Source organism: Kluyvera intermedia (assembly GCF_034424175.1).
Lineage (GTDB): Bacteria > Pseudomonadota > Gammaproteobacteria > Enterobacterales > Enterobacteriaceae > Kluyvera > Kluyvera intermedia.
In genome coordinates this window covers 4421707-4436197 of record NZ_CP139986.1, presented here as the reverse complement: position 1 = coordinate 4436197, position 14491 = coordinate 4421707, and the positions used below count along the sequence as shown (strand labels likewise).

6 protein-coding genes and 2 rRNA genes are annotated in these 14491 nt (G+C 53.5%); 7 read left to right on the top strand and 1 reads right to left on the bottom strand.

Translation table 11 applies throughout. The annotated features are described in order from the left end of the window. The first annotated feature begins 111 nt into the window (after positions 1-111). The 6 genes from U0026_RS21315 to aceK all read left to right on the top strand — a co-directional run bounded on the left by U0026_RS21315 (position 112) and on the right by aceK (position 9595). Positions 112-3021: ribosomal RNA gene (locus tag U0026_RS21315) — 23S ribosomal RNA — on the top strand. 97 nt (positions 3022-3118) lie between these two features. Then, positions 3119-3234, top strand: a 5S ribosomal RNA gene (gene rrf, locus U0026_RS21310). A 336-nt stretch (positions 3235-3570) separates the two neighbouring features. Then, the gene (gene metA / locus U0026_RS21305) at positions 3571-4500 is read left to right on the top strand and encodes a homoserine O-acetyltransferase MetA (protein WP_062779350.1); all 930 of its coding nucleotides are present in this window, start codon (positions 3571-3573) and stop codon (positions 4498-4500) included. Positions 4501-4770: 270 nt separating this feature from the next. Then, positions 4771-6372, top strand: coding sequence for a malate synthase A (gene aceB, locus U0026_RS21300; RefSeq protein WP_062779353.1), 1602 nt, complete (start codon positions 4771-4773; stop codon positions 6370-6372). Between the two features lie 31 nt (positions 6373-6403). Continuing rightward, positions 6404-7708: an isocitrate lyase gene (aceA, locus tag U0026_RS21295; protein ID WP_062779355.1), complete on the top strand. Its 1305-nt coding sequence runs from the start codon at positions 6404-6406 to the stop codon at positions 7706-7708. 102 nt (positions 7709-7810) lie between these two features. After that, entirely contained in the window at positions 7811-9595 is a 1785-nt protein-coding gene (gene aceK, locus U0026_RS21290) for a bifunctional isocitrate dehydrogenase kinase/phosphatase (RefSeq protein ID WP_062779357.1), read from the top strand. Positions 9596-9646: 51 nt separating this feature from the next. Here aceK and iclR read toward each other — a convergent pair whose 3' ends face one another. Beyond that, positions 9647-10471, bottom strand: coding sequence for a glyoxylate bypass operon transcriptional repressor IclR (gene iclR, locus U0026_RS21285; RefSeq protein ID WP_062779359.1), 825 nt, complete (start codon positions 10469-10471; stop codon positions 9647-9649). 195 nt (positions 10472-10666) lie between these two features. Between iclR and metH the strand changes: the two genes are divergently transcribed. Further along, a complete protein-coding gene (gene metH / locus U0026_RS21280) occupies positions 10667-14350 on the top strand; it encodes a methionine synthase (protein WP_062779361.1) in 3684 nt (1227 codons plus the stop codon). The last annotated feature ends 141 nt before the right edge of the window (positions 14351-14491 follow it).

The window sequence follows — 14491 nt, the reverse complement described above, 5'->3', positions numbered from 1 at the left end:
GAAACGACACACTGTGTCTGTTCTCCGTAATAAGAACAGATAAGCGGTGTGTTCGAGTCTCTCAAATTTTCGCAACTGCGGAATGTTTTACGAAACATCTTCGGGTTGTGAGGTTAAGCGACTAAGCGTACACGGTGGATGCCCTGGCAGTCAGAGGCGATGAAGGACGTGCTAATCTGCGATAAGCGTCGGTAAGGTGATATGAACCGTTATAACCGACGATTTCCGAATGGGGAAACCCAGTGTGTTTCGACACACTATCATTATGTGAATACATAGCGTAATGAAGCGAACCGGGGGAACTGAAACATCTAAGTACCCCGAGGAAAAGAAATCAACCGAGATTCCCCTAGTAGCGGCGAGCGAACGGGGAGCAGCCCAGAGTCTGAATCAGCATGTGTGTTAGTGGAACGGTCTGGAAAGTCCGGCGATACAGGGTGATAGCCCCGTACACAAAAATGCATGTGTTGTGAACTCGAAGAGTAGGGCGGGACACGTGGTATCCTGTCTGAATATGGGGGGACCATCCTCCAAGGCTAAATACTCCTGACTGACCGATAGTGAACCAGTACCGTGAGGGAAAGGCGAAAAGAACCCCGGCGAGGGGAGTGAAACAGAACCTGAAACCGTGTACGTACAAGCAGTGGGAGCCTTGATTTATCAGGGTGACTGCGTACCTTTTGTATAATGGGTCAGCGACTTATATTCTGTAGCAAGGTTAACCGAATAGGGGAGCCGAAGGGAAACCGAGTCTTAACTGGGCGTTAAGTTGCAGGGTATAGACCCGAAACCCGGTGATCTAGCCATGGGCAGGTTGAAGGTTGGGTAACACTAACTGGAGGACCGAACCGACTAATGTTGAAAAATTAGCGGATGACTTGTGGCTGGGGGTGAAAGGCCAATCAAACCGGGAGATAGCTGGTTCTCCCCGAAAGCTATTTAGGTAGCGCCTCGTGAACTCATCTTCGGGGGTAGAGCACTGTTTCGGCTAGGGGGTCATCCCGACTTACCAACCCGATGCAAACTACGAATACCGAAGAATGTTATCACGGGAGACACACGGCGGGTGCTAACGTCCGTCGTGAAGAGGGAAACAACCCAGACCGCCAGCTAAGGTCCCAAAGTCACAGTTAAGTGGGAAACGATGTGGGAAGGCTCAGACAGCCAGGATGTTGGCTTAGAAGCAGCCATCATTTAAAGAAAGCGTAATAGCTCACTGGTCGAGTCGGCCTGCGCGGAAGATGTAACGGGGCTAAACTGTGCACCGAAGCTGCGGCAGCGACACTATGTGTTGTTGGGTAGGGGAGCGTTCTGTAAGCCGTTGAAGGTGTCCTGTGAGGGGTGCTGGAGGTATCAGAAGTGCGAATGCTGACATAAGTAACGATAATGCGGGTGAAAAACCCGCACGCCGGAAGACCAAGGGTTCCTGTCCAACGTTAATCGGGGCAGGGTGAGTCGACCCCTAAGGCGAGGCCGAAAGGCGTAGTCGATGGGAAACAGGTTAATATTCCTGTACTTGGTGTTACTGCGAAGGGGGGACGGAGAGGGCTATGTTAGCCGGGCGACGGTTGTCCCGGTTTAAGCATGTAGGCGGAGAGTTTAGGTAAATCCGGACTCTTATTAACGCTGAGGTGTGATGACGAGGCACTACGGTGCTGAAGTAACAAATGCCGCACTTCCAGGAAAAGCCTCTAAGCATCAGGTAACATCAAATCGTACCCCAAACCGACACAGGTGGTCAGGTAGAGAATACCAAGGCGCTTGAGAGAACTCGGGTGAAGGAACTAGGCAAAATGGTGCCGTAACTTCGGGAGAAGGCACGCTGATATGTAGGTGAAGTGGTTTACCCATGGAGCTGAAATCAGTCGAAGATACCAGCTGGCTGCAACTGTTTATTAAAAACACAGCACTGTGCAAACACGAAAGTGGACGTATACGGTGTGACGCCTGCCCGGTGCCGGAAGGTTAATTGATGGGGTTAGCTGTAAGGCGAAGCTCTTGATCGAAGCCCCGGTAAACGGCGGCCGTAACTATAACGGTCCTAAGGTAGCGAAATTCCTTGTCGGGTAAGTTCCGACCTGCACGAATGGCGTAATGATGGCCAGGCTGTCTCCACCCGAGACTCAGTGAAATTGAACTCGCTGTGAAGATGCAGTGTACCCGCGGCAAGACGGAAAGACCCCGTGAACCTTTACTATAGCTTGACACTGAACACTGGTCCTTGATGTGTAGGATAGGTGGGAGGCTTTGAAGTGTGGACGCCAGTCTGCATGGAGCCAACCTTGAAATACCACCCTTTAATGGCTGGTGTTCTAACGTAGACCCGTTACCCGGGTTGCGGACAGTGTCTGGTGGGTAGTTTGACTGGGGCGGTCTCCTCCTAAAGAGTAACGGAGGAGCACGAAGGTTAGCTAATCCTGGTCGGACATCAGGAGGTTAGTGCAATGGCATAAGCTAGCTTGACTGCGAGAGTGACGGCTCGAGCAGGTGCGAAAGCAGGTCATAGTGATCCGGTGGTTCTGAATGGAAGGGCCATCGCTCAACGGATAAAAGGTACTCCGGGGATAACAGGCTGATACCGCCCAAGAGTTCATATCGACGGCGGTGTTTGGCACCTCGATGTCGGCTCATCACATCCTGGGGCTGAAGTAGGTCCCAAGGGTATGGCTGTTCGCCATTTAAAGTGGTACGCGAGCTGGGTTTAGAACGTCGTGAGACAGTTCGGTCCCTATCTGCCGTGGGCGCTGGAGAATTGAGGGGGGCTGCTCCTAGTACGAGAGGACCGGAGTGGACGCATCACTGGTGTTCGGGTTGTCATGCCAATGGCATTGCCCGGTAGCTAAATGCGGAAAAGATAAGTGCTGAAAGCATCTAAGCACGAAACTTGCCCCGAGATGAGTTCTCCCTGACTCCTTGAGAGTCCTGAAGGAACGTTGAAGACTACGACGTTGATAGGCTGGGTGTGTAAGCGTAGCGATACGTTGAGCTAACCAGTACTAATGAACCGTGAGGCTTAACCTTACAACGCCAAAGGTGTTTTGTTGGTGATGAGACACGATATTCAGCTTGAGACAGATTAAATCGACATGCAGAGATGCGTGTTGATAAACAGAATTTGCCTGGCGGCACTAGCGCGGTGGTCCCACCTGACCCCATGCCGAACTCAGAAGTGAAACGCCGTAGCGCCGATGGTAGTGTGGGGTCTCCCCATGCGAGAGTAGGGAACTGCCAGGCATCAAATAGTGAAGAAGCCCATCCTGCCGGATGGGCTTTTTTGCGTGTGTGCGAAATGAAAGGCGGATAAAATCCCGGGGTCACTGCGTTCGCCCGGGCTACATTCCGCACAACACCGGAAGCCCGGACGAGGCGTTCACGCCGACTCCGGGGAAGCCCCCTCGTAACGCATAATCCCATTCCTGAAGACTCAACCGCCCAATCATTTTACCCTCTCCTTGCTGATTGAAACTTTCTCACCTTCCACTTGCAGACTCGACATTTCGCTTAATTCTGGGTATCGTTAGCTGTCTGGAAGTCTAAACGTTTATACGTATGCTGTGAGGTAACAAGGTTATGCCGATTCGGGTGCAGGACGAGCTACCAGCCGTCAAGTTTTTGCGTGATGAGAATGTCTTTGTTATGACAGCATCGCGTGCAACAGGTCAGGAAATTCGTCCGTTGAAGGTGCTGATCCTTAACCTGATGCCAAAGAAAATTGAGACAGAAAATCAATTCCTGCGTCTTCTGTCAAACTCTCCGCTACAGCTGGATATCCAGTTGCTGCGTATCGATGCGCGCGAATCGCGCAACACGCCGGCGGAACACCTCAATAACTTTTACTGCAATTTTGACGATATCCGCAACGAAAATTTCGATGGGTTAATCGTCACCGGCGCACCGCTAGGATTGGTTGAGTTCAATGATGTCGCCTACTGGCCTCAAATCCAGCAGGTACTTGAGTGGGCCAAAGATCATGTCACCTCAACGTTATTTGTCTGTTGGGCGGTACAAGCCGCACTCAATATTCTCTACGGTATCCCGAAACAGACCCGTGATGACAAGCTCTCTGGTGTTTATGAACACCACATACTCGAGCCCCATGCACTCCTGACGCGTGGTTTTGACGATGCTTTTCTCGCTCCACACTCACGTTACGCCGATTTCCCGGCGAAACTAATTCGTGACTATACCGATCTCGAAATCTTAGCCGAAATGGCGAATGGTGATGCTTACCTGTTTGCCAGTAAAGACAAGCGCATTGCCTTCGTCACCGGTCACCCAGAGTATGATGCCGACACGCTAGCCAGCGAATTTTTCCGTGATGTCGATGCAGGTTTAAGCCCGGAAGTTCCCTATAACTATTTCCCGAAAGACGACCCGCAAAATAAACCGCAGGCCAGTTGGAGAAGTCATGGCAACCTGCTGTTTATCAACTGGCTCAACTATTATGTCTATCAGATCACGCCATACGATCTGCGGAATATGAACCCAACATTGGATTGATCGACTACCCTCTGCGATCCTAAAGCGTTTCAGCATCTTCATCAGGCACCTTCGGGTGCCTTTTTTGTTTCCGAAAATCGCCCCAGTTAATTGCCAATATTTAATCTTATATTAATCAACAAATTACAATTATTTTTAATTAAAAATGGAAATCGTTTTTGATTTTTTAATTTTATTGATTAGGCTTAAAAACGTTGGGCGAAAAAGCGACAACGATCGTTTGCCCATCTTACGGGGACACTATTCGGATCATTAACGAGGAGCAGCACCATGACACAACAGGCCACAACAACCGATGAACTGGCTTTTCTGAAGCCCTCAGGCACGCAGGAACAGCAGGTTCTGACCGCGGAAGCGGTGGAGTTTCTGACCGAACTGGTGACCCGATTTACGCCAAAACGCAATAAACTGCTGGCCGCTCGCATTCAACAGCAACAGGGTATTGATGACGGAATTTTGCCTGATTTTATTTCGGAAACCGCTTCCATTCGTGATGGTGATTGGACAGTGCGTGGCATCCCGGCGGATTTGCAGGATCGCCGTGTAGAAATTACCGGCCCGGTTGAACGCAAAATGGTGATTAACGCCATGAATGCCAACGTCAAAGTGTTTATGGCCGATTTTGAAGACTCGTTAGCCCCAGACTGGAACAAAGTGATTGAAGGGCAAATCAACCTGCGTGATGCCGTCAATGGCACCATCAGCTACACCAATGACGCAGGCAAAATTTACCAGTTGAAACCTGACCCGGCGGTACTTGTCTGCCGCGTCCGTGGTCTGCATCTGCCGGAAAAACACGTCACCTGGCGTGGTGAAGCGATCCCTGGCAGCCTGTTTGATTTCGCGCTCTATTTCTTCCATAACCACAAAGCGCTGCTGACAAAAGGTAGCGGCCCCTATTTCTACCTGCCGAAAACGCAGGCCTGGCAGGAAGCTGCCTGGTGGAGTGAAGTATTTTGCTACGCCGAAGACCGTTTTGACCTGCCACGCGGCACCATTAAGGCGACGTTGCTGATTGAAACGCTGCCAGCCGTCTTCCAGATGGACGAAATTCTGCACGCCCTACGTGACCATATCGTGGGTCTGAACTGCGGCCGCTGGGACTACATATTCAGCTATATCAAAACGTTGAAAAACCATCCCGACCGTGTCTTACCCGATCGTCAGGTGGTGACAATGGATAAAGCGTTCCTGAGCGCTTATTCACGCCTGCTGATCAAAACCTGCCACAAGCGCGGCGCATTTGCGATGGGCGGCATGGCGGCGTTTATCCCAAGCAAAGATGCTGAGCGTAATGCGCAGGTGCTGAACAAGGTGAAAGCGGACAAGTCACTGGAAGCTAACAACGGTCACGACGGTACCTGGGTTGCTCACCCGGGACTGGCGGATACCGCGATGGCGGTGTTTAACGAGGTGTTGGGTGAGCGGCCAAACCAGCTGTCCGTCACCCGTGCTGATGATGCGCCTATTACCGCTGAAGAACTGCTTACGCCGTGTAACGGTGAACGTACCGAAGAGGGGATGCGCGCCAATATCCGCGTCGCCGTGCAGTACATCGAAGCGTGGATCTCGGGTAATGGCTGCGTACCAATTTATGGCCTGATGGAAGATGCGGCCACCGCAGAAATTTCACGAACGTCTATCTGGCAGTGGATCCACCACCAGAAAACGCTAAGCAACGGTAAGCCGGTGACCAAACCGCTGTTCCGCCAGATGCTGGCTGAAGAACTGCTGGTTATCAAAGACGAACTGGGTGATGAGCGTTTCAACGGTGGCCGTTTCAATGATGCCGCGCGCCTGATGGAGCAAATTACCACCTCCGACGAACTGATCGACTTCCTGACCTTGCCGGGCTACCGCCTGCTGGCTTAATTCACCACATAACAATATGGAGCATCTGCACATGAAAACTCGTACTCAGCAAATCGAAGAATTACAAAAAGAGTGGACACAGACTCGTTGGGAAGGCATCAACCGCCCGTACAGCGCGGAAGAAGTGGTGAAATTGCGCGGCTCGGTCAATCCGGAATGTACGCTGGCGCAGCTGGGTGCCGCCAGAATGTGGCGACTGCTGCATGGTGATGCGAAAAAAGGCTACGTCAACAGTCTGGGCGCGTTGACCGGCGGCCAAGCGTTGCAGCAGGCGAAAGCGGGTATTGAAGCGGTATACCTCTCTGGCTGGCAAGTTGCGGCGGATGCTAACCTTGCCTCCAGCATGTACCCGGACCAATCCCTCTATCCGGCGAACTCGGTACCTGCGGTGGTGGATAGAATCAACAATACTTTCCGTCGTGCCGATCAGATCCAATGGGCAAACGGGATTGAACCGAACGATCCACGTTATGTGGACTACTTCCTGCCGATCGTTGCCGATGCGGAAGCGGGTTTCGGCGGCGTGCTGAACGCCTTTGAACTGATGAAGTCGATGATTGCAGCCGGTGCAGCGGCGGTACACTTCGAAGATCAACTGGCGTCGGTGAAGAAGTGCGGTCATATGGGCGGCAAAGTACTGGTGCCAACTCAGGAAGCGATTCAGAAACTGGTCGCAGCGCGTTTGGCCGCTGATGTGATGGGTGTACCAACGTTACTGATTGCCCGTACCGATGCGGACGCCGCAGACTTAATCACTTCCGACTGCGATCCATACGATAGCGGATTTATTACCGGTGAGCGCACCAGCGAAGGCTTCTACCGCACCCAGGCAGGGATTGAGCAAGCCATTAGCCGCGGCCTGGCGTATGCCCCGTATGCTGATCTGGTTTGGTGTGAAACATCTACACCAGATCTGGAGCTGGCAAAACGCTTTGCTGATGCGATTCATACGAAATACCCGGGCAAACTGCTGGCCTACAACTGCTCACCGTCGTTCAACTGGCAGAAAAAGCTGGATGATAAAACCATCGCCAGCTTCCAGCAGCAACTGTCTGACATGGGCTACAAATATCAGTTCATCACCCTGGCGGGCATTCACAGCATGTGGTTCAACATGTTCGACCTGGCAAATGCCTACGCGCAGGGCGAGGGCATGAAGCATTACGTTGAGAAGGTCCAGCAGCCAGAGTTCGCCGCGGCGAAAGACGGCTACACCTTTGTTTCTCACCAACAGGAAGTGGGTACCGGTTACTTCGATAAGGTCACCACCATTATCCAGGGCGGCGCGTCGTCCGTCACGGCGCTGACCGGTTCAACCGAAGAATCACAGTTCTGATTAATGCCCGGTAGCGCTGCGCTTACCGGGCCTACAAAGGTATGTAGGCCGGATAAGCGAACGCACCATCCGGCACGACCGTGTGCTGGATGAGGGAAAGCAATGACGCGAGGCCTGGAGTTACTGATAGCGCAAACCATCCTGCAAGGCTTTGATGCCCAGTATGGACGATTTCTGGAGGTGACCTCCGGCGCGCAGCAGCGTTTTGAGCAGGCCGATTGGCATGCGGTGCAACAGGCGATGAAAAGCCGTATCCATCTGTACGACCACCACGTGGGGTTGGTGGTTGAACAGTTGCGCTGTATTACCGACGGCAAAAGCACCGATGCCGATTTTTTACTGCGGGTGAAGGCGCACTACATGCGTTTATTACCGGACTACCCGCGCTTCGAGATTGCGGAGAGCTTTTTTAACTCAGTCTATTGCCGGTTATTTGACCACCGCTCGCTTAGCCCTGAGCGGTTGTTTATTTTCAGCTCACAGCCGGAGCGCCGCTTTCGCGCTATCCCTCGGCCACTGGCCAAAGACTTTTTCCCGGATAACGGCTGGGAGGCGGTCATTTTCAAAATGCTCAGCGACCTGCCGCTGCGTCTACCGTGGCAAAACAAGTTTCGCGATGTGGGTTACATCATGGCGCATCTGTGCGAAACGCTGGACGTGGATACGCTGCATCAATCACATCTCCAGATTGCCAACGAACTGTTTTACCGCAACAAAGCGGCCTGGCTTATTGGCAAACTCATCACGCCGACCGGCACGCTACCGTTTTTAATTCCTGTGCATCGTACTGATGAAGGGGAGCTGTTTGTCGATACCTGCCTCACCACCACGGAAGAGGCGAGTATCGTCTTCAGCTTTGCCCGCTCCTACTTTATGGTTTACGCACCGCTGCCGGCAGCACTGGTTGAATGGCTGCGTGAAATTCTGCCGGGCAAAACTACGGCTGAACTGTACATGGCGATTGGCTGCCAGAAGCACGCCAAAACCGAAAGCTACCGTGAATATCTGAACTATATCTCCACCGCTAACGAATCGTTTATTGAAGCGCCGGGCATTCGCGGCATGGTGATGCTGGTATTCACGCTGCCGGGCTTCGACCGGGTGTTTAAAGTCATCAAAGACAAATTTGCCCCGCAAAAGGAGATGTCTGCCGCTCACGTTCGCGCCTGCTACCAGTTAGTCAAAGAGCATGATCGCGTGGGACGTATGGCAGATACCCAGGAATTTGAGAATTTCGTGTTGGAAAAACGGCAAATTGATCCGGCGCTAATGGCGCTGTTACTGCAAGAAGCACCACAAAAAATCGTCGATATGGGGGATAAAATCGCGATTAGTCATCTCTATATTGAGCGTCGAATGGTACCGCTCAATATCTGGCTGGAACGGGTCGAGGGCCAGCAACTTCGCGATGCCATTGAAGATTACGGCAATGCAATTCGCCAACTGGCGGCGGCGAATATTTTCCCCGGCGACATGCTGTTTAAAAACTTCGGCGTCACCCGTCATGGGCGAGTGGTGTTCTACGATTACGATGAAATTTGCTATATGACGGAGGTGAACTTCCGCCATATTCCGCCGCCGCGTTATCCGGAAGATGAGCTGGCAAGTGAACCCTGGTACAGCGTCTCGCCGGGAGATGTATTCCCAGAAGAGTTTCGTCATTGGCTCTGCGCCGACCCGCGCATTGGGCCGTTATTCGAAGAGATGCATGCTGATCTGTTCAATGCCGACTACTGGCGCGGCCTACAAACACGGATTAAAAATGGCCACGTAGAAGATGTATTCGCTTATCGCCGCCGCCAGCGCTTCGAAGTGCGCTACGGAGCAGAGGGTAGGCCGGATAAGGCGATTGCGCCGCCATCCGGCAATGTGCGCCGATCTACCTGATGGCTCTACGCTTATCAGGCCTACCGAAAATGCCCCTTTGGGGCATTTTGTTTAACGAATCCCGCCATACGCCAGCGTCACCTCTTTCGCCGCTTTAATCACCATCGCGCCAAACTCGGTCACGCGGTCATCGGTAATGCGGGAAATCGGCCCGGAAATCGAAATGGCCGCAAACGGTTCGCGGTGCTCATCGTAAATACACGCCGCCACGCAGCGCAGACCGAGCGCATGTTCCTCATCATCAAACGAATAACCACGCTTGCGCGTTTGGGCCAGGTCGTCCTTCAAATGCAGCGGTGATACGAGCGTCGCATGAGTGTAAGCGTGCAGCCCTTTACGGTGCAGCAGGCTTGTGACCTCTTCTTCAGTCAGTTGGGATAAAAAGGCTTTACCCGCACCGGATGCATGCATGGGCAGCTTGCCGCCAATGGGGGCCGACATACGCATTAGCTGCGTACACTGAACCTGGTCGATAATAATCGCCTGATGATCGCTCTTGTCGAGTACCGCCAGATTGACCGTCTCGCCGGAGTCTTCCATCAGCGTGCGTAAAATCGGATGGACAATGGCCAGCAGATTCCGGCTTTGCAGGAAGCTGCTGCCGACGATAAACGCATGCGCGCCAACCGCCCAGTGCCCCAAATCGCCCACCTGGCGCACAAACCCCAACTGTTGCATGGTGGTCAGTAAACGGTGGGTGGTGGAGTTCGGTAATCCGGCCTGCTGCGCCAGCTCGGTGAGCGCAACGCTATTGTGAGATTCGGCAATCCATTCCAGCAGCTTCAGGCCACGGGTTAATGATTGTACCTGACCCGTCGCGGGTGCGGCGGCAGTGGCGGGCTTTCTGCCGCGTTTAGCTGGAACGTTGGCTACCATCGCAACTCCTTTCTGTATCGTGGAAATTGTTTTCGTTTTTATTGATTATAATACAACCGTTCATCTTACTGCTCCGATGAGTCATGTTGAACTTGTCTCATGTAGGCGGTTGTTTTCTTTTCCGTCACCTCGGTTTATGCCAGTATGCCTTATTGCCTTTTTTCTGGGTTTCGTTGAGCGTTGTCGGGAGCGAGTGTGAGCAGCAAAGTTGAACAATTACGTCAGCAGTTAAATGAACGTATCTTGGTTCTGGACGGAGGCATGGGCACCATGATCCAGGGCTATCGTCTAAGCGAACAGGACTTCCGTGGCGAACGTTTCGCTGACTGGCCCTGCGACCTGAAGGGCAATAACGACCTGCTGGTGCTGAGCAAACCGGAGGTGATTTCTGCCATCCATAGCGCTTACTTTGAAGCGGGCGCAGATATCATTGAAACCAACACTTTCAACTCCACGACCATCGCCATGGCGGATTACCAAATGGAGTCCCTGTCGGCGGAAATCAACTTTGCTGCGGCCAAACTGGCACGTGCCAGTGCAGACGAGTGGACGGCACGCACACCGAACAAACCGCGCTACGTCGCGGGCGTGCTTGGCCCGACCAACCGTACCGCGTCCATCTCCCCGGACGTTAACGACCCGGCATACCGCAACGTCACCTTCGATCAATTGGTGGCCGCCTACCGCGAGTCCACCAAAGCGCTGGTGGAGGGCGGCAGCGACCTGATCCTGATTGAAACTGTCTTCGATACCCTGAACGCCAAGGCCGCGATCTTTGCCGTTAAAGAAGAGTTCGAAGCGCTGGGCGTCGACCTGCCGATTATGATCTCCGGCACCATCACCGATGCCTCTGGTCGTACACTCTCCGGCCAGACGACGGAAGCCTTCTATAACTCACTGCGCCATGCCGATGCGCTGACCTTTGGCCTCAACTGCGCGTTAGGCCCGGACGAGCTACGCCAGTACGTACAAGAGCTTTCGCGCATCGCCGATTGCTACGTCACCGCACACCCGAACGCCGGTCTGCCGAACGCCTTCGGTGAATATGACCTTGATGCCGAAACCATGGCTGCGCAAATTGGTGAATGGGCGCAGGCGGGCTTCCTGAATATTGTTGGCGGCTGCTGCGGCACCACGCCGGAACATATCGCCGCCATGAGCCGTGCGGTTGAAGGTCTGCCGCCACGTAAGCTGCCTGACTTGCCGGTTGCCTGCCGTTTGGCCGGTCTGGAACCGCTGAATATTGGTGACGATAGCCTGTTCGTGAACGTCGGCGAGCGTACTAACGTCACCGGCTCGGCGAAATTTAAACGCCTGATCAAAGAAGAAAAATATAACGAAGCACTGGCTGTGGCCCGCCAGCAGGTGGAAAGCGGCGCGCAGATTATCGATATCAACATGGATGAGGGGATGCTCGACGCCGAAGCGGCAATGGTGCGTTTCCTCAATCTGATTGCCGGGGAACCGGATATTGCCCGCGTGCCGATTATGATCGACTCCTCCAAATGGGAAGTCATCGAAAAAGGGCTCAAATGTATTCAGGGCAAAGGGATTGTTAACTCCATCTCGATGAAAGAAGGTGTGGATCTGTTTATCCACCATGCGAAGAAAGTGCGCCGCTACGGTGCTGCCATGGTGGTGATGGCCTTTGACGAGCAGGGGCAGGCCGATACACGCGCCCGTAAAATTGAGATTTGCCGCCGGGCGTACAAAATACTGACCGAAGAGGTCGGTTTCCCGCCGGAAGATATTATTTTCGACCCGAATATTTTCGCCGTGGCAACCGGGATTGAAGAACACAACAACTACGCGCAGGATTTTATCGGTGCCTGTGAAGATATCAAGCGCGAGCTGCCGCATGCGCTGATTTCCGGCGGTGTTTCCAACGTCTCGTTCTCGTTCCGCGGTAACGACCCGGTGCGTGAAGCGATTCACGCGGTGTTCCTCTACTACGCTATTCGCAACGGGATGGACATGGGTATCGTCAACGCCGGGCAACTGGCGATTTACGATGACCTGCCCGCTGACCTGCGTGATGCGGTAGAAGACGTGATCCTCAACCGCCGTGACGATGGCACCGAGCGTCTGCTGGATTTGGCGGAAAAATATCGCGGCAGCAAAACCGACGACACTGCCAACGCGCAACAGGCGGAATGGCGCAGTTGGGAAGTCAAAAAACGCCTTGAATACTCTTTAGTGAAGGGCATCACCGACTTTATCGAACTGGATACCGAAGAAGCCCGCCAGCAAGCCGATCGCCCGATATTAGTTATCGAAGGCCCGCTGATGGACGGCATGAATGTGGTCGGCGATCTGTTCGGCGAAGGCAAAATGTTCCTGCCGCAGGTGGTGAAATCCGCCCGCGTGATGAAGCAGGCGGTGGCCTACCTTGAGCCGTACATTGAAGCCAGTAAAGAGAAAGGCTCCAGCAACGGCAAAATGGTGATTGCGACCGTGAAGGGCGACGTACACGACATCGGCAAAAATATCGTCGGCGTGGTGCTGCAATGTAACAACTACGAAATTATCGACCTTGGCGTGATGGTACCTGCGGAAAAAATCCTCAAAACCGCCCGCGAAGTGAACGCCGACCTGATTGGCCTTTCCGGGCTGATTACCCCGTCGCTGGACGAAATGGTCAACGTGGCAAAAGAGATGGAGCGTCAGGGCTTCACGATCCCGCTGCTGATTGGTGGTGCCACCACCTCAAAAGCGCACACGGCGGTGAAAATCGAACAAAACTACAGTGGCCCGACGGTCTACGTGCAAAACGCCTCGCGTACCGTGGGCGTGGTTGCCGCGCTGCTGTCGGATACTCAGCACGACGATTTTGTCGCCCGCACGCGCAAAGAGTATGAAACCGTACGCATTCAGCACGCGCGTAAGAAACCGCGTACCCCGCCGGTAACCTTGGCCGCCGCTCGCGAAAACGATTTAGCGTTTGACTGGGAAAGCTACACGCCGCCGGTTGCTCATCGTCTGGGCGTGCAGGAAGTTGAAGCCAGTATTGAAACGCTGCGTAACTATATCGACTGGACGCCGTTCTTTATGACCTGGTCACTGGCCGGTAAATACCCGCGCATTCTCGAAGATGAAGTGGTGGGGGAAGAAGCCAAGCGCCTGTTCAAAGATGCTAACGATCTGCTGGATAAACTAAGCGCCGAGAAAGCTCTCAACCCGCGCGGTGTCGTCGGGCTGTTCCCCGCTAACCGTGTCGGTGACGACGTGGAGATTTACCGTGATGAAACGCGCACCCACGTGCTGAACGTCGGGCGCCATCTGCGTCAACAGACCGAGAAGGTTGGCTTTGCTAACTACTGCCTGGCTGACTTTGTGGCGCCAAAACACTCGGGTAAAGCGGACTATATTGGTGCGTTTGCCGTGACCGGTGGCCTGGAAGAAGATGCGCTGGCGGACGCGTTTGAAGCCCAGCACGATGATTACAACAAAATCATGGTGAAGGCGATTGCAGACCGTCTGGCTGAAGCTTTTGCCGAGTATCTGCACGAGCGGGTACGCAAAGTCTACTGGGGTTATGCCCCGAACGAAAATCTCAGCAACGATGAGCTGATCCGTGAAAACTACCAGGGTATTCGCCCGGCACCAGGTTATCCGGCCTGTCCGGAACACACGGAAAAAGGCACCATCTGGGAATTACTGGATGTCGAAACGCACACCGGCATGAAGCTGACCGAATCTTTCGCCATGTGGCCTGGGGCGTCGGTCTCCGGCTGGTACTTCAGCCATCCGGACAGCAAGTACTATGCCGTGGCGCAGGTTCAGCGCGATCAGGTTGAGGACTACGCGCAGCGTAAAGGGATGAGCGTGGCGGAAGTGGAACGCTGGCTGGCCCCTAACCTCGGTTACGACGCCGACTGATTCACAAAACTGTCATCTTTCCTTACAACTATCAGGGTGCTCAATGAGCACCCTGTCTCTTTATTGTGTGTAAACCCTTATACTGAAAGAAGGCCATTGCCGGATGGCGGCATAAATGCCTTATCCAGCCTACATAGGGAT

Excerpts from the sequence above, each read along its gene's own strand:
- metA (WP_062779350.1), top strand. The coding sequence starts at position 3,571 with ATGCCGATTCGGGTGCAGGACGAGCTACCAGCCGTCAAGTTTTTGCGT.
- aceB (WP_062779353.1), top strand. The coding sequence starts at position 4,771 with ATGACACAACAGGCCACAACAACCGATGAACTGGCTTTTCTGAAGCCC.
- aceA (WP_062779355.1), top strand. The coding sequence starts at position 6,404 with ATGAAAACTCGTACTCAGCAAATCGAAGAATTACAAAAAGAGTGGACA.
- aceK (WP_062779357.1), top strand. The coding sequence starts at position 7,811 with ATGACGCGAGGCCTGGAGTTACTGATAGCGCAAACCATCCTGCAAGGC.
- iclR (WP_062779359.1), bottom strand. The coding sequence starts at position 10,471 with ATGGTAGCCAACGTTCCAGCTAAACGCGGCAGAAAGCCCGCCACTGCC.